The organism is Pleurocapsa sp. CCALA 161, from assembly GCF_003003995.1.
In the GTDB taxonomy this organism is placed as follows: domain Bacteria; phylum Cyanobacteriota; class Cyanobacteriia; order Cyanobacteriales; family Xenococcaceae; genus Waterburya.
On record NZ_PVWF01000007.1, the window covers coordinates 42656 to 58400 of the forward strand.

Sequence of the window (15745 nt, forward strand, 5' to 3'; positions counted from 1 at the left end):
TGGGAGTAGGTGAATATGAGAAATCAAGTTTGGTATGTGGCATTATTGATCGGCTTAATGTGTCTGATTCGCTTTGGTTTGAGTATCTTTGGGTACGCAGCACCTCATATGTTCATGGCAGAAACAGGAATATCTTTAGCTTCTAATCCTCAAATGCCTTATGCTATTCGCGCCTGGGCAATTAGAGATATGGCGATCGCGGTATTAATTGCCATAGCAGATAAAACCCAAGTCAAAATGCTCTTGATTGGTTGCGTTGTTATCGATTTGACCGACATCATTTCTGCTTATTTAAGTGTCAAAGACGGATTATTTAATACCGCAGATGTGGGATTAATCCAGCTTAGCTCAACGGCGATCGCTGCATTGATTTTAGAATTAGTCGCGATCGCCATACTTAGCAGCAAAACATTAGAAAATACTGATTAATTTGCTTTGAGCCAGTACAACATTACAATATCTAGATTTTTTCCCTTATCTTTTGATTCTCAATTGGCGATACGCTTGCATAGGCGGATAAGCTAGTACTTTAGTGAATACTTTAGGGAAGCCTAATCGCCTGATTTCGTGTAAAAGATCTATTCTTAACCCGAACTAAAGTTAGTTGATTACTACTGCCATTCTTTTAAAGCAGGAGTTTCTCCAAGTGCTTTACTCAATTCGCCATGAATCAAGCCATTAGTTGCCAAGATCCGACCAGAAGCAATGTCTAGAGGACTACCATCATATGCAGTTACTTTACCTCCTGCTTCCCGTAAAATGACGATTCCTGCTGCCATATCCCAGGGTTGAATTCCTCGTTCCCAATAGCCGTCTAGTCTACCGCAGGCTACTCCTGCCAAATCCATCGAAGCGCATCCCAAGCGACGCACTCCTTGAGTTAAATGAGTGAGATGACAAAACTCTGCATAATTATTGTCTTTGGTTTCCCGTCGATCATAGGCAAATCCAGTAATCAAAAGGCTTTTACTTAATGCTTGAGTTGCCGAAACTTTAATCGGACGACGATTACAGGTTGCACCTAAGCCTGTTGCTGCTTGAAATAGCTCATCGCTAAAAGGATTATATACTGCACCCACTGCGGGGACTCCATTAATCATTAAGCCAACAGAGGTTGCTGCTAAAGGTAAGCCATGGGCGTAGTTTGTAGTACCGTCCAAAGGATCGATCGCCCAGAGATATTCACTATCAGTATTACCCAATGCTCCCGATTCTTCTGCCAAAATTTGATGTTCAGGAAGATGGCGTTTCAAGACTTTAAGAACTTCTGCCTCTGCTAGCTTGTCCGCCTCGGTGACCAAATCGCCAGGACGACCCTTTTCTTGAATATTATTGAATTTACCCCAGCGTTCTTTCAAGACTGCTCCGGCGGCCATAACTGATGCGGTAGCGACATCGAGAAAAATCTGTAGTTGTTCGGTGGCAGGTTGAGTCATGGTTTATTCATTGAACGAAATTGACTAGGAGTGTAGCGCATTGCCTGCTGTGGATTCCAAATTCCGTAACCCAGTAAGCGTGCATATTCTTGAGACTCCATAAGCAGCTTACTATAGGAATGGGGATATCTATCGTTTACCAGCACACATCCTGATTTAATTAATTCTTGACTGACTAAAGTTTGTTCCTGCCAGAGATGTCCTTGAATTCGATTATAGCGATCGCGGAGCATACCTGGAGAGCTTGCACTCGAATGGTTGTAATCGCGTACCAGATTTTCTGCCTCAATTTTGATTGGTTTTCCCAGAACTAATTCTGTCAGCTTTTGCTTGGCTGTTTCTCCCCAAGGAGACTGTCGCCAGTCGGGAGCATCAATACCTTCAATCCTCAGCTTGACCACCTCAGACGTACCTGTCAAGATAACTTCTACTGCTTGACCACTAACTACCCGCGTAACTTCTGCTGAAAACAAGTTTTTCTTTTCAGGGGTAGCATTACAGCCAAATAACAATATTAAACAGCAGCATACAATCACAGCGTTAATCTTCATGACCCTTTTGTATGGGAGAACGGCCGTTCCCTCCTATCTTGATTACTGATTATTCTCGGCGGTCAACTTCAAATTGATGATCGAAAGTCCTAAAATACCTAAAAACAGAACTAAACCAATGGTGCAGGCATAGCTAATATCTAAATCTTGAAATGCTCGTTCATAAAGATAGTAAACTACGGTTTTAGAGCTATTGCCAGGGCCTCCTTGAGTCATAATAAATATTTCTTCAAAGACTTTAGTTGCCGAAATTGCCGAGATTACGCCGACTAAAAATAGATAAGGACGCATCAGAGGAAGAGTAATATCTAGATGCTTTTGCCAGCTATCTGAGCCATCAATCGCCGCAGCTTCATAAAGTTCAGGAGAGATTGACTGTAAGCCAGCTAAATAAATCACCATATAGTAGCCTAAGCCTTTCCAGATCGTCACTAGCATTACACTCCAAAGAGCTAGTTGAGGATCGGTTAACCAGGGTATACCTTCGGTAAATCCTAGCTGCTTGAGAAATTGATTTAATAAGCCATTTTGAGTATAGAGAGCCTTCCAGGTAATGCCTGCCACCACTATGGAAATTACTACAGGAGTATAAAAGGCAGTCCGAAACCAGTTAATTCCCCGTAGTTTTTGATTGACAATGATGGCTAAACCTAAAGGTGCAATGACTAAAATTGGCACTACGCCAATTAAATATAGCAAGGTATTTTTAATAGTTTGCCAAAACACCTCATCTTGCCAAAGCCTGTTAAAATTTTCCAGCCCAATCCACTCTGGAGGCTGGGTAATATCGTATTCATAGCGAGTAAAACTGAGGGCAAATGCTTGGAACGCTGGGAAGAATACGGTTAATCCTAATAAAGCGATCGCTGGCAATAAAAATAAATAAGGAGTTAGCTTTTGCTGATTCATATGGTAGGTAATCTCTTGGCGATCGGCATCCGCCAGCCAGTACCAAAGGCGCGATCGGTGATCTTAATCCCTGGAGGTGCTTGACGGCGTTTAAATTCTGCACGAGTAACTAACGCCCTTACTTTACTCACTATGGAGCGATCGTGTCCACTGGCGACTATTTCTGCTGAGGATTGATGCTGACAAATTAGGCGATCGAGTATGTCGTCTAAGATTTCATAAGGCGGTAATGAATCAGAGTCTTTTTGCTCTGGTTTCAACTCGGCACTAGGAGGTTTGGTAATAATATTGGCAGGGATGACTTCTTGGTGACGATTCAACCAGCGACACAATTCAAATACCCTGGTTTTTGGCACATCAGCAATTACCGCTAACCCGCCGTTCATATCACCATACAGAGTACAGTAACCTACCGCCATCTCTGATTTGTTTCCTGTAGAGAGTAGCAAATAGTTAAACTTATTGGCGATCGCCATTAATAAATTACCCCGTATCCGCGATTGAATATTCTCCTCGGCAATTCCCAACTCTGTCCCTGCAAACATCGGCTGGAGTAGGCGATCATATACCTCCATTGCTGCTTTGATTTCCAGCTTCTGGCTTTTGATCCCCAAGCTATTTACTAAATCCATCGCATCACTGACAGAATGCGCTGAACTATAGGGAGATGGCATCAGCACCCCCAGAACATTCTCTGCACCCAATGCTGCTGAAGCGATCGCTGCTACTAAAGCAGAATCAATCCCCCCACTTAAGCCTAAGATCGCCTGGCTAAAACCACACTTCCTGGCGTAGTCTTTCACTCCCAAGATTAAGGCACTGTATACTTCTTGATTAGCTTCCTCAATTCCCTCCTGATTAAGGGGATTCTCCAACTTGAAGCGATCGCCGTGGGTTAGGGGAGATTTAGAGTTAGCAAACAACTCAGCCGATTCCACTATGACCACATCCGTATCAAAACCTTGAGCGCGATCGACTATTTCCCCCGCACCATTAAATGCCAGACTGTTACCATCAAATACCAGATCATCATTTCCTCCCACTTGATTGACATATAAAATTGGCTTTTGATAAACAGTCGCTGCGTGGTGCAGCATCGCCTCTCTTAATTGCTGTTTGCCTACCGTATAGGGAGAAGCCGACAGATTAACAATCACATCTACACCTAATTGTGCCAATTCTTCTATCGGGTTGACTTCATAGCTACGTTTACCCCAAAACTGTTCATCATTCCATAAATCTTCGCAGATACTTACCCCAAACTTGATCCCATCGACGGTAAGACAATTAGCCTCATATCCAGGTTCAAAATAACGATCCTCATCAAATACGTCATAAGTAGGCAATAAGCGCTTATGAAAGACTTGTTTAACTTCTCCCCCATCTAATAGCGCCATACTGTTATACAGTGATTTTTGTCCTTTGGAAGCTGCGTGGGGATTAGTTTCTACTGTGCCGATCAACACTGCTACATTTTTCGGTAGCTGAGATGCGATCGCCTGTAATTCTTGATTCATGGACTCGACAAAGCCTGGATCGAGCAGTAAATCTCTAGGAGGATAGCCACAAAGAGATAATTCAGGGGTTAGTAATAAACGAACATTTTCTTGGGCTACATTTCTAGCAGCAGTAAGTATCTGCTGGGCATTATTGGTAATGTCGCCGATAGTTGGGTTTAGTTGGGCGATCGCTATTTTCATGGTGAATAATTTTTGGAATAAAACAATTGTATTAATGATGAATTATTGATTATATGTATAACTAAAAAAATTTAAGGAAGTCAAAATTATATTAATATTTTAGTGATTTATTTAGAATGAAGAAAAATAGTTTTTTATACTATGTGTTGGTTGCATTGTTTTTATCGCCAGCTATATGTTTATTTGGCGTTATTTTTTTCGTTATTTTTAGCGTTATATTCCCCTCAAGTCCTAATAAGAATGAAGCAATAGAATTAACTGCTATTATATCTCATGATTATTTACCAGAATCATTTGAATTAGTTTATTCCAAACAGTATATGGAAGTATTATCAAGCAATATGTGTTTTGTCTTTCATTATCCAGATGGATATTATCCTGCATCTAAGAGTAAATTTAATTACTTAAATCAAAACCCAAATCTAGATAACGAAGATTTTTTATTCGATTTTCGACGGGAGGTAGAGTCAAAAGAAGGATGTGCTAAATTTATTTCCAAGCTTAATAATGAAGATGCAAAGTTATTTACGGATCACGGTTTTCATCATGAGTATGGAAGAGGTTCAAAAATTTTCATTAATGATCAAGATAACTTGATTATGTTTGAGGGTTATATATATGATTGATCAATTTCAAGTTTTACGATGCTTCATTGGAAAAATATTTTCATCTTTATTTTATTATTAATTAATTTTAAATAAATAACAAAGGTTTATCTTTTAAGGGTGCAAAAGCTTCTGAATCAAACTTGTATAAACTAGCTGGACGACCAGCGCCACGGCATACTTTTTTTCCTGTATCTGACAAAAACCCTAATTTTAATAAGCGAGAACGAAAATTGGAATAATCAGAAAAATGTTCGCCTAAAATTGTGCAGTAGAGTTGGTAAACTTCGTTTAAAGTAAACTCTGGTGGTAAGACATCAAAAGCAATAGGACTATATTGCAGCTTATTTTTTAGTCGATTCCAGCCATAATTAAGAATCTCATCATGATCAAAAGCTAGGGGGGGAATTTCAGTTACTTTATACCAAGAAATATCATAATTTTTTTTATTGATGATTTTGGCTGCTTGATATCTTACTAAAGCAAAGTAACTAACAGATAGATATCTGACTCCGAAACTACTAGGATTTTCTCTGGGATCTCTGCCAGGATCGCCAAAAGAATATAGCTGTTCTAAATATAGATTATCTACTTGAATTTTCTCAGCTAAGGTACGATAGGCAGCATCTGTCAATGATTCTCCTTGACGGACTAAAGTTCCTGGCAAACTCCAATAATGGTTAAAAGGATCTTCATTTCTTTTTCTTAAGAGAACTAGTACGCGGTTATAAGCCGTATCTACTGAAAAGATTACATTATCAACACCAACTTTAAAATCAGCTAGCTTTTTTAATTGACTATTATTTTTAGCTATGGTCTGAGAATTAATTTTCATATAAATTTTAAAATAAATATTTCACAAGGAAAAAAGAATAATATCTTAGTTTAAAAGCGATCGCTTTAGTTGAAGAAGATTAATAGCATCTTTTAATTATTGACCAGTAATTGTTGATTGATAGTAGACAAGGGTACTTGATAAAAATATTGCTGTTGAAAATTTTCTTCTTGGATTATTGATAAAAAAGAATCAAGACTATTATTTGAATTTATATCAATGTTGTTAGTAATTAAATCAAAGTAATATTGATTTCCTTGTAATTTAGCTGTTAATCCTACATCAGATAATGCTTTTAACCCTAAATCAAAAGCGCGATCGCTTAAGTTTAATTTTGCCTGTATTTGTGATTTGGTTACTGATTTCTGGGTGCGACTAAGATATTTGGCAATACCCACTAGCTGCTGCCAAATAGCCATAGCATCTATTGAAGCTGCTTCATAAGCCAAAACCAAAGAGCGATCGCCTTTTAAAGCCTGTTGATACTCTCGGCAAATCTTGCCCCAGTTATCAGGACACTGTTGTAAAAAGCTAGCTTGTTCTGGGGGAACTTCTAAATTGTCTAATACTTGAGGAGTCGAACGGCGATCGATTAACTGATGTGTCTGATTTAATGCTGAATTCCTGCTAGAATCATTCGCTGCTAAACCGAGAGTAACTAAGCGGATTTCATAGCGTTTACTAAAGGTATTAAAGTCTAATTCGGCGATCGCATCCCACTTTCCTGTTACAGGAATTTCATCTTTATAATGTCCCCACCATAGTCCAGGAAATCCTTGATTACTGGAGTCATCCCCAATCTGAAACGTGGTTTTGATATATTCAATTTTTTGACCGCGATTATCTTGAATATTTTTATTCCAAGGGTTTTTAAACCAGCAGTCTTTAATTAGCAGTTTAGGGACAGGATTACCCATGCCATAGGGTTCAAGCTGTCTTAACTCCTTGAATAAATCTTCCCCCAGATCTGCCACAGTAACCACTAGATCAATATCTATCTGGGGCATCATCTCAGCTATATTAGTCTGTTGTCGTAGTTGTTGATTTATTCCCTCTCTAAATAAATCTAGATTTGCCAAAGGTAAACTTAACCCCGCAGCAAAGGGATGTCCTCCAAAACGATGCAGTAAATTGGATTGGGATTTAACTAGTTGATAGAGATCGATGCCGTTAACGGATCTTGCAGATCCCCGTGCCATGATTTCATGAGGAGTAGGGGCGTTTCGCGCGATGCCAAGCGAGTCTTTTAGGGAAACGTCCCTACTCAACAACACCGTTGGGCGACCATATTCTTGGGCAATTTGTCCCGCAGCCAAACCCAATACCCCACCCTGCCATTGAGGATCTTCGAGGACAATGACCGAGGTAGTCGATAAATCTAGCTGTTCTAACTTTTTCGTGACTTGCTTAATAGTGTCTTTCTGTAATGATTTACGACGAGCATTAGCCAATTCTGCTTCTTCGGCTAGATAATTACAGCGCTGCTCATCCTTACTAGTAAGTAACTCTACACAAAAACTAGCATCACCGTGAATCCGACTGACAGCATTAATTCTTGGCCCTAAACCAAAAGAAATATCCGTCGGGCGATCGCCATTGCGTTTACATAAATCTAATAACTTAGCTACTCCAGGGCGAGTCATCGTCGCAGGATTCACCTGTTTTCTAAGCTGCTGAATTCCTACCTGTGCCAGATAACGACAGTCTCCTTTTAACTCCACCAGATCGGCAATCAAACCAATCGCCACTAAATCTAATAAATTCTCAATCGGCTGAAGAGGCAGATCGGGCAATGCCTCATACAGCGCCTCAACTAACTTGTAGGCGACTGCTACCCCAGAAAGATTATACAGAGGATGAGATTGCTCAAAATAACGAGGATTAATAATTGCCGTAACTTCAGGACGAGTATCAGGCAGAGTATGATGATCGGTGATAATAATCTCAATACCTAATGACCTAGCGTAGGCAATCTCTTCTAAATTGGTGCTACCCGTATCGCAAGTAACAATTAACTTGGTTTCCGCCGAACCTAATCTAGCTATTCCTGGACAATTCAAGCCATGGGATTCCGTCATTCGATTGGGAATATAGTAGTCAAGCTGCAAATGCTGAGGGAAAAACTGTCCTAAACCATCCCATAAAACACTAGTAGAAGTAATCCCATCCGCATCAAAATCTCCCCAAATCGTGACTTTCTCAGCGCGATCTCGTGCCTGTTTTAATCGAGCGATCGCCCATTCCATCTCCATCCCAAACGCAGAAGCATTAGTAGGTTGATATAAAGCCGCATCTAAAAACCCTGGCAACTGATCTAAATCTCTAATTCCTCTTTGCCATAGCAGTTGGGCGCAATATTTACTATCTCTGCCTGTAATTTGCTGCACTCCTTGAACAAACTCCCAAGGCGCTATTGATGTCGGTAAATGCCACTTCTCTTTCATTAGTTACTAATTATCAAGTTATTCACCAGCGATCGCTAAACCTAGAATGTTGATCTTAACGGCTGTATATATCAAATTACCCTAGATATATAGAAATTAATCATTTAAAACCGCTTCGCGGTTAGCTCTAAGCCGTAAGCTGTCAGCTAACATAGTAGGGGATTTAACCTCCACTATGTCTTATTCCACTTAAATTTGTGGAGAAATTAAACTAGGCTTATAGCTTTGTTAAACCTCGATCAATTGAGCGATTTGATGGCGAGCGTTGGCGATCGACTCTGCTAGTTTTTTCCCACCAAACTCATCATTCTCAACATTAACGAAGGTGATGTCAGTAATGCCAATAAATCCGAAGATCGTTCTTAAATAAGGATTTTGATATATTCATTTCCTCGTTGCGCTCACCAGGTTCAAATCCAGCATCACCTCGCGCTGTGATAATATACATTTTCTTCCCCAATACTAGCGGTTTATGAGGATTTGCAGAATCCTCTGGTTCAAACGCAAAGGTTCGCCCTACTCTCACTAGTTGGTCGATGTAAGCCTTAAACGTACTGGGAACGCTGAAATTGTCCATAGGAACACCAATGACGTAGATGTCGGCAGCTAAAAATTCATCGACCAAGCGATCGCTTGGCAAGCCTCCATATCAATACTTACTCCAACAACGCATCGAACGAGCAAAGCAGTTGTTAAAGCAAACAGACAAATCAATTGTAAATATTGCCTTTACCTGTGGTTTTAGCAGTCACAGCCATCTAAGCAAACAATTTCGTCAACTTACAGGCATGACACCCAAAGCCTTCAGAACAACCTACTAAAACGCCGTCAGCAAGCATAAAATCAAAACCTCGCTCCATTCAACTACTGCGCCATAAGTATCCCCTGTATGCCCTCCTAGCTGCCTGTAAAACCAATAGCCTGTTAACAGGGCGATCGCGATATTCCCCCCAACAATCAAACCTATTTGCCACCAGGATAAGTAATCTACCGTCAGCCACAAGCCACTAAAACAAAGTAAAACCACCAAGCCTAATAAAATATCTTGGGGTAAGCGCAAATTCTCTTGATGAAATGAACCCTTGCCTGTAGCTCTAAGGTAAGGATAAAAAGCGATCGCGCAAACTTGTCCCCATCTCGCCCAACCTGTCGCCGAAAGTAATACCAACCACAAAGGCAAAGACATCTCACTCAGAGTTACGGTTTTAAGCAAGAGAATAATTATGGCGGCGATCGCCCCGAAAGCTCCTGTAGCACTATCCTTCATCACCTCCAAACGACGTTCAGGACTAGTTACCGACAAACCATCTGCGGTATCCATCGCCCCATCAAGATGTAGCCCGCCTGTAACCCAAACCCAAACCGCTACAGTTAAGGCATTACAAGTTAAATCAGGTATCCTCATTTTGATTGTGCTGACAAAAAGAAACAGGATTAAGCCAATCACCAATCCCACCAGCGGACACCAACGAGCAATCCTAGACCAGTTATTCGTCCATTTAGCTGGCAATGGTATAACTGTATAAAATATTACTCCACTGGCAAATGACGTGATTACGTCTGTAAGATACGACCAAATGTTATTAATAGGTATTTTGAACAAGAAAAAATATTTGCTTAAAATTTGATTAAATATGTGGGGAATGTTGGGCTAATATTGTTTCATAAGCTACTTTATTTTTACGGCATATTTCTTACAACAAAATATTTAGCTAGGTAATTTGACACTTCAAATATACTTCTTATGAGCAAACATCAAGCCATGGAATCGCTACCCGCTCCCTGTATTGTAGATGAAGGCATTGTCATCAACCAAGATGATATGAAACGCTTATTGACTGATTTATGTCATGTTCAATATATCCATAAAATTAGTGGTCAAAAAACTAGTCAAGGCAAAGGATATATTCAAGAAATATTTAGCGACTACAATCAGTCTACATTGATTGCTAATCAAAAAATCTATATCAATATTCAGAGTTTTGATTATCTTCATCTCAGTAAATCTACTGATGGCGAAGCTTGTTTTAATTTAGTCCAAGACAATCGCCAACTTAGTCTAATTCCCATTTGCCGTAACACTCAACCTCAAGCGATCGCCAAAAATATTGATGCCGATACCATAGAGGCGATGGTAACGGACGTTTTAACTGCTCGTTTAGATGTTCAGCTTGATGATGATGACTTTTAGGGTGGCTATAAGCTGTAAGCTATAGGCTATAAGCTAAGAAAAAAGGTTAATCGTGGGATTTTCATTTGCATGTCAGGCTAACTGTAGCCATACTCAAGCGCGGGCGGGAGTATTTCATACTCCTCATGGGATTGTTGAGACACCAAGATTTATGCCTGTTGGCACTTTAGCTACGGTTAAGGGCGTAATCCCGCAACAGCTTGAGGCTGCTAATTCGCAAATGATTTTGGCTAATACCTACCATCTTCATCTTCAGCCAGGGGAAGATATAGTCAGAGAAGCGGGAGGGTTACATCGTTTTATGGCGTGGAATAAACCTATTCTCACCGATTCAGGAGGGTTTCAGGTTTTTAGCTTGAGCGAAATGCGTAAAGTAAGCGAAGAAGGAGTTATTTTTAAGTCTCCTCGTGACGGTAGCACGATCAACATTACCCCAGAGCGTTCAATTCAGATTCAGAATGCTTTGGGGGCAGACGTGATTATGGCGTTTGATGAATGTCCCCCAGCGGATGCGACTAAAGAACAGGTTCAGGCTGCAACAGATCGTAGTTATCGGTGGTTAAAAAGATGTGTTGCCCAACATCAAAATACGGCTCGCCAAGCTTTATTTGGCATTGTTCAGGGAGGAATACATTTAGATCTTCGGCAAAAAGCCGTCGAACAGCTAGCTGAATTGGATCTACCTGGTTATGCTATTGGTGGGGTGAGCGTCGGCGAAGATCCGCAATTGATCAACGCCACGGTGCGCCATACTGCTCCTTTATTACCTGCCAATAAACCCCGCTATCTAATGGGGGTGGGAACCTATCGAGAAATGGCTCAGGCGATCGCCTCAGGGATAGATTTATTTGACTGTGTGATTCCTACTCGTTTAGGTCGTCATGGTGCTGCTTTAATTCGCGGTAAACGGACTAATATCAAAAATGCCACCTATAAGCGAGACTATCGACCCCTGGATGAAACCTGCTCTTGTTATGCCTGTCAGAATTTTAGCCGTGCTTATCTTAACCATATGCTGCGATCGCAAGAAATGGTAGGCTACATTATGCTCTCTCTCCACAACATTACGGAATTAATTCGTTTTACCCAAGAAATTCGCGAGGCTATTTTCAAGGGAACTTTTGCCACCGATTTTGCTCATTGGCTTAATGATGAAGCTGATAACTAATCTCGGTATGAAGCGCGAAAAAGCACGAAACTTGGCGCTACTACCTACTACCTACTACCTACTACCTACTACCTATTTGCGAAGCTTATCCTTTAGGACTACCTACTACCTACTACCTATTTCCCAAATGCTCAACAATCTTTTGCACTAGTTCATCAGCATCAACGGTTTTACGTAAAAAGTCGGATGAGCCGGCCATTCTTGCTCTGAAGCGATCGATTAGTCCTGAATTGCTAGTTAGAAAAATAATTGGTGTTTGGGCAAATTCTGGATATTGTCGCAGTTTGGCGCATAAATCATATCCGCTAATTGTAGGCATAACAATATCTAAAAAAATCAGATCTGGTTGACTACTGATTAAAACCCTAGCTGCATCACGAGGATCGTTAACTGCCAAAAAGCGATAGCCAGCCATACCAATAATTTGCTCCATCAAATGAGAAACCATCGGACTATCATCAACACAAGCAATTAAAGGACGATCTTGATGCTCATAATTCTCTTGGTGAGGACTGATTATTTCTAGCAAGTCGGGAATATCAACTAAACCGAAAATACCTGACTGAATATACGGCAAGAGAGAGCAGATTACTTGTAAGGGGGAAGTTCTTAACTGAACAGATAAATCTCTTAGAGTCCTATTACCATTGAGTAGTTTACACAGACTTTGATAAGCAGAAATCGAAGTTTTTTCTTGAAGCTGTTTGGGTTGAAGGATTACAGGAGCCATGTTGGGCAGACGATCTGTCACTTGAGCCTCTTGCCAGCACGACCAAACTTGCTCTAGTTGAGTGATTACACTCTGGGGTTGAATTAATTCTAAAGTTGGTACTAAAACATTGTCTTGGTTAAGACGACAAATAACTTGTTTTGCTTGGGTTAGATCAAAAATAATCTCACTAACGACAAAAGCGATCGCATTTTTAGCCTGCTGAGGGGTAATCGTTTGCCGATCAACCCAGTCGGCTAGTTGCTCATATTCCCAAATATTATCACTTAAGTCTGCTCTGCGCTGCGTAAGTTCTGCTTGTAGATTTGAAAGCTGAAAAGGAACTTGCGGCAAGTTTAAAATTAGATTCCGTTGCCACCGTCGAATTGGATGGACACCTCCTGTGGCGTAGACAATATCTCCTAAATAAAGATAAACGTGCCATTCCTGTTCTTTGAGAGGATCGCTAAAGGTTAACTTTCCACTCAGATGTGCCTCTTGCAGGGAAATAAACAGTTTGATCTGCTTGGCAACAGTAAATTCACGAATGATTAAATTGTTAGAAGTATTTTTGGGACTCATTTGCTTATGCCCCTTTGCTGAAGAAGATTGATTATTTGGATATTGGCTGAAGGAAATTGGTATTGATTCATTTGGGCAGGTTTTACCCATTGAATCTCTTCGCACTCCAGAGTTTTTGCTTGACCGCTTAAATATTGGCAGTCATGAACATATAAGGTCACATTAAAAGTTTTATAGGTATGAGTAATTGTTGTCAAGCGATCGCCTACTGCAATCTCAATATCTAATTCTTCTTTAACTTCACGCTGAATACATTCTTCAACGGTTTCTCCTAGCTCAATTTTGCCCCCAGGAAACTCCCATAATCCACCCATTTCTCCTGATTGTTTTCGCCGATCTATCAGAATTTTTCCCTGCTGATTCTTGATTACAGCTACTCCAATCTGTTTGTTTGTCAGAGGAAGTGAGGTTAATGGCATACAACGCTTGCTATTTTTGCTATTTTTTGTCGGAATTATAAGTTAATTTAAAAATGTCAAAATTGTAAATAGTGCAAAGCAACCTTAACTTAGTTAAGGTTGCTAATTATTACATATATATCCACATATATTAGTTTAAATTGATGTTGGCAGGTCTTAATTATCGATCCCAGTTCCCATCAAGGATTGCTCAAAGCCCATCCTCTGTTCAGCATTGCGTAAGAAATAACCACTAATCATGGCAGATGCCAATAATCGCCCTAAACTCTGGCGATTGGTATTAATTTGCATCTGAAATTCTTCCTGGGGCATACTGCCTAACAAGCCAGTAATATTTTGTTCGATGATTTCAAACACCTCTGGCGATTCAGGCTGGGAGAGATGAGTGATGGTTTCAGGACTCAAAGATTGAACATAATGCCATAGTGAGTTTTCATTTTCGCTACGCTTGAAAGTACTCTGAGAAATATCTTTATTGCTCACTTTTAGCCTCCTGACTAGGATTAATAGAACTACGACTGATACTAAATCCGCTCAAGCCTTCGTCCTTTAGGACTCATTACTCAATTTTTTAAATAACCTATATCCTATATATATATGCAAGGGATTTAGTATGATGTACCAATCTAGTTGTCTGCCATTTTATTAAAACACCCTGCTATTGATCTTAGGTTACGTAGAACCGAACTCTCGACAGAGAGTTTTCCGATCAATAGCAAAATATTCGACTCTTAGCTAGCAAGATACTCTCTAATTGCCATTTTACGCTTACGGAGCTTAGATAAAGCTTCTCGCTCGATTTGGCGCACCCTTTCTCGGCTAATACTGAGGCACTCACCAATCTTGGCTAATGTCATCGGTTTACCATCGGCCAAACCAAATCGCAAACTAATTACTTCTTTTTGCTGGGGGGTTAAATCTCCCATTAGTTTGTCCAAGTCTCTTTTTAAGGAAGAAGAGGTGGCGAAGTCTTCAGGGGATTGTCCTGAATCTTCCAGCATATCGCCAAGTTCAGTATCGTTGTTATCTCCAACTCTTACGTCGAGGGAAATTGGCTGGCGAGACTTTTCTAGATAATCACGTACCTGTTTGGGAGTAAGCTCTAGCTCTTGAGCCAGTTCGGCAATAGTCGCCGTTCTTCCTTTTTGCTGGGCTAACTGTCTTTGAGCTTTCTTAATCTTGTTGAGCTTTTCGGTAATATGAATTGGTAGCCGAATGGTACGACCTTTTTCAGCGATCGCTCTAGTGATTGCCTGGCGAATCCACCAGTAGGCATAGGTACTAAAACGATATCCTTTGGTGGGGTCGAATTTTTCTACTCCTCGCTGCATCCCAATTGTTCCCTCCTGAATCAAATCCAAGAGATCCAAATTACGCTTTAAATACTTTTTTGCTACAGAAACTACTAGTCGCAGGTTTGCTTCCACCATTTTTCTTTTAGCAGACTCCCCTGACTCGATCGCTGTCAGTAACTCGCTAGGAGTTGTTCCGGCTGCTTTTGCCCATTCTTCTGTGGTAGGCTCTATGTCAAGTTCTTCAATTAAAGACTCTTTGACTCTAGTTAAAGCGATCGCTTTTTGGACTCTTTTGGAATAGAGAATTTCTTCCTCATGAGTTAGCAGAGGAACACGACCTATTTCTTTGAGATAGCTTCTAACCAAGTCGTTAGATTTCTGTGCTGTTTTCATTACGCGATATGCTTGTTGATTTTGGTGGTGTAAGAAAAAGTTTCTAAGCTGCCATACTCATAGCCAGTATTTATGAGAATACGCATTTACTTTTGTAACAAAAACGCTGCCTGTCATGGTCAATAAATTTTGAATAGCTGACTCCTGTAGCTTTATCTTAGCTATAACAGCTTTTTTTCGGTCTATCTATAGCATGTTTTTGAAAAAATAGTATTTGTGTTCTTACTCTCACTAAATTCTAAGATACACGATTTTAGTTAACTTATGTAAAGTTTATTTAAAATACTTGTTAGTGAATGAGAATTGATAATTATTTAGTGCCACTTATTAAAAAATCATATCGATAAAACAAAGGCAAAAATGCAACACTGGCAACAAATTGGTCTAATTACCTGTTTAATCTGAGACATATCAACAGTTTAACTAACAATTATTCGGCTAAAGCTTTCAATTCCCATAAGAGCCAGCTAAAATGCCCCAATGTTGAGCGACAGTTTGATTTCACTAT

General features: G+C 40.2%; 15 protein-coding genes and 2 pseudogenes. 5 read left to right on the top strand and 12 right to left on the bottom strand.

Going from position 1 to position 15745, the window contains the following annotated elements; all coding sequences use genetic code 11:
- Window positions 1–15 precede the first annotated feature (15 nt).
- Window positions 16–429, top strand: a complete 414-nt coding sequence (locus C7B62_RS03245; protein WP_106233178.1) for a hypothetical protein — start codon at window positions 16–18, stop codon at window positions 427–429.
- A gap of 182 nt (window positions 430–611) precedes the next feature.
- Here C7B62_RS03245 and C7B62_RS03250 read toward each other — a convergent pair whose 3' ends face one another.
- Genes C7B62_RS03250 through C7B62_RS03265 form a run of 4 tightly spaced genes read right to left on the bottom strand, consistent with a single transcriptional unit; the run spans window position 612 to window position 4596 of the window.
- A complete protein-coding gene (locus C7B62_RS03250) occupies window positions 612–1436 on the bottom strand; it encodes an inositol monophosphatase family protein (RefSeq protein WP_106233179.1) in 825 nt (274 codons plus the stop codon).
- The gene (locus tag C7B62_RS03255) at window positions 1433–1987 is read right to left on the bottom strand and encodes a thermonuclease family protein (protein ID WP_106233180.1); all 555 of its coding nucleotides are present in this window, start codon (window positions 1985–1987) and stop codon (window positions 1433–1435) included. The genes C7B62_RS03250 and C7B62_RS03255 overlap by 4 nt, the downstream gene beginning before the upstream one ends.
- 42 nt (window positions 1988–2029) lie before the next feature.
- Window positions 2030–2896, bottom strand: coding sequence for a carbohydrate ABC transporter permease (locus C7B62_RS03260; protein ID WP_106233181.1), 867 nt, complete (start codon window positions 2894–2896; stop codon window positions 2030–2032).
- Window positions 2893–4596: an NAD+ synthase gene (locus C7B62_RS03265; RefSeq protein WP_106233182.1), complete on the bottom strand. Its 1704-nt coding sequence runs from the start codon at window positions 4594–4596 to the stop codon at window positions 2893–2895. The genes C7B62_RS03260 and C7B62_RS03265 overlap by 4 nt, the downstream gene beginning before the upstream one ends.
- Before the next feature lie 116 nt (window positions 4597–4712).
- On the opposite strand from C7B62_RS03265, the gene C7B62_RS03270 reads away from it, so the two are divergent.
- A complete protein-coding gene (locus C7B62_RS03270; RefSeq protein ID WP_106233183.1) occupies window positions 4713–5222 on the top strand; it encodes a hypothetical protein in 510 nt (169 codons plus the stop codon).
- 67 nt (window positions 5223–5289) lie between these two features.
- On the opposite strand, the gene C7B62_RS03275 is transcribed toward C7B62_RS03270, so the two are convergent.
- From C7B62_RS03275 to C7B62_RS27050, 3 genes and pseudogenes are all read right to left on the bottom strand, one after another.
- Entirely contained in the window at window positions 5290–6036 is a 747-nt protein-coding gene (locus C7B62_RS03275; RefSeq protein WP_106233184.1) for an NUDIX domain-containing protein, read from the bottom strand.
- Between the two features lie 92 nt (window positions 6037–6128).
- On the bottom strand, window positions 6129–8480 hold the full coding sequence (recJ, locus tag C7B62_RS03280; protein WP_106233185.1) for a single-stranded-DNA-specific exonuclease RecJ: 2352 nt from the start codon (window positions 8478–8480) through the stop codon (window positions 6129–6131).
- 228 nt (window positions 8481–8708) lie between these two features.
- A pseudogene (locus C7B62_RS27050) lies at window positions 8709–9114 on the bottom strand (FMN-dependent NADH-azoreductase); the annotation flags it as partial.
- Between C7B62_RS27050 and C7B62_RS03290 the strand changes: the two are divergent.
- Window positions 9104–9301, top strand: a pseudogene (locus C7B62_RS03290) (helix-turn-helix domain-containing protein); the annotation flags it as partial. The pseudogenes C7B62_RS27050 and C7B62_RS03290 overlap by 11 nt on opposite strands.
- Here the strand turns inward: C7B62_RS03290 and cobS are convergent.
- Window positions 9298–10083, bottom strand: coding sequence for an adenosylcobinamide-GDP ribazoletransferase (gene cobS, locus C7B62_RS03295; protein ID WP_106233186.1), 786 nt, complete (start codon window positions 10081–10083; stop codon window positions 9298–9300). The pseudogene C7B62_RS03290 and the gene cobS overlap by 4 nt on opposite strands.
- 141 nt (window positions 10084–10224) lie before the next feature.
- On the opposite strand from cobS, the gene C7B62_RS03300 reads away from it, so the two are divergent.
- Together C7B62_RS03300 and tgt are read left to right on the top strand one after the other, a co-directional pair.
- On the top strand, window positions 10225–10671 hold the full coding sequence (locus tag C7B62_RS03300) for a hypothetical protein (protein WP_106233187.1): 447 nt from the start codon (window positions 10225–10227) through the stop codon (window positions 10669–10671).
- A 52-nt stretch (window positions 10672–10723) separates the two neighbouring features.
- Complete coding sequence (gene tgt / locus C7B62_RS03305) at window positions 10724–11839, top strand: tRNA guanosine(34) transglycosylase Tgt (protein ID WP_106233188.1); 1116 nt, start codon at window positions 10724–10726, stop codon at window positions 11837–11839.
- A gap of 112 nt (window positions 11840–11951) precedes the next feature.
- On the opposite strand, the gene C7B62_RS03310 is transcribed toward tgt, so the two are convergent.
- From C7B62_RS03310 to C7B62_RS03325, 4 genes are all read right to left on the bottom strand, one after another.
- Complete coding sequence (locus tag C7B62_RS03310; protein ID WP_158260621.1) at window positions 11952–13130, bottom strand: PleD family two-component system response regulator; 1179 nt, start codon at window positions 13128–13130, stop codon at window positions 11952–11954.
- The gene (gene mutT / locus C7B62_RS03315; RefSeq protein ID WP_106233190.1) at window positions 13127–13549 is read right to left on the bottom strand and encodes an 8-oxo-dGTP diphosphatase MutT; all 423 of its coding nucleotides are present in this window, start codon (window positions 13547–13549) and stop codon (window positions 13127–13129) included. The genes C7B62_RS03310 and mutT overlap by 4 nt, the downstream gene beginning before the upstream one ends.
- Before the next feature lie 156 nt (window positions 13550–13705).
- Window positions 13706–14032, bottom strand: a complete 327-nt coding sequence (locus C7B62_RS03320) for a DUF760 domain-containing protein (protein ID WP_106233191.1) — start codon at window positions 14030–14032, stop codon at window positions 13706–13708.
- A 248-nt stretch (window positions 14033–14280) separates the two neighbouring features.
- The gene (locus C7B62_RS03325; protein WP_106233192.1) at window positions 14281–15237 is read right to left on the bottom strand and encodes an RNA polymerase sigma factor, RpoD/SigA family; all 957 of its coding nucleotides are present in this window, start codon (window positions 15235–15237) and stop codon (window positions 14281–14283) included.
- Between the last annotated feature and the right edge of the window lie 508 nt (window positions 15238–15745).

Excerpts from the sequence above, each read along its gene's own strand:
- C7B62_RS03245 (WP_106233178.1), top strand. The coding sequence starts at position 16 with ATGAGAAATCAAGTTTGGTATGTGGCATTATTGATCGGCTTAATGTGT.
- C7B62_RS03250 (WP_106233179.1), bottom strand. The coding sequence starts at position 1,436 with ATGACTCAACCTGCCACCGAACAACTACAGATTTTTCTCGATGTCGCT.
- C7B62_RS03255 (WP_106233180.1), bottom strand. The coding sequence starts at position 1,987 with ATGAAGATTAACGCTGTGATTGTATGCTGCTGTTTAATATTGTTATTT.
- C7B62_RS03260 (WP_106233181.1), bottom strand. The coding sequence starts at position 2,896 with ATGAATCAGCAAAAGCTAACTCCTTATTTATTTTTATTGCCAGCGATC.
- C7B62_RS03265 (WP_106233182.1), bottom strand. The coding sequence starts at position 4,596 with ATGAAAATAGCGATCGCCCAACTAAACCCAACTATCGGCGACATTACC.
- C7B62_RS03270 (WP_106233183.1), top strand. The coding sequence starts at position 4,713 with ATGAAGAAAAATAGTTTTTTATACTATGTGTTGGTTGCATTGTTTTTA.
- C7B62_RS03275 (WP_106233184.1), bottom strand. The coding sequence starts at position 6,036 with ATGAAAATTAATTCTCAGACCATAGCTAAAAATAATAGTCAATTAAAA.
- recJ (WP_106233185.1), bottom strand. The coding sequence starts at position 8,480 with ATGAAAGAGAAGTGGCATTTACCGACATCAATAGCGCCTTGGGAGTTT.
- C7B62_RS03300 (WP_106233187.1), top strand. The coding sequence starts at position 10,225 with ATGAGCAAACATCAAGCCATGGAATCGCTACCCGCTCCCTGTATTGTA.
- C7B62_RS03310 (WP_158260621.1), bottom strand. The coding sequence starts at position 13,130 with ATGAGTCCCAAAAATACTTCTAACAATTTAATCATTCGTGAATTTACT.
- mutT (WP_106233190.1), bottom strand. The coding sequence starts at position 13,549 with ATGCCATTAACCTCACTTCCTCTGACAAACAAACAGATTGGAGTAGCT.
- C7B62_RS03325 (WP_106233192.1), bottom strand. The coding sequence starts at position 15,237 with ATGAAAACAGCACAGAAATCTAACGACTTGGTTAGAAGCTATCTCAAA.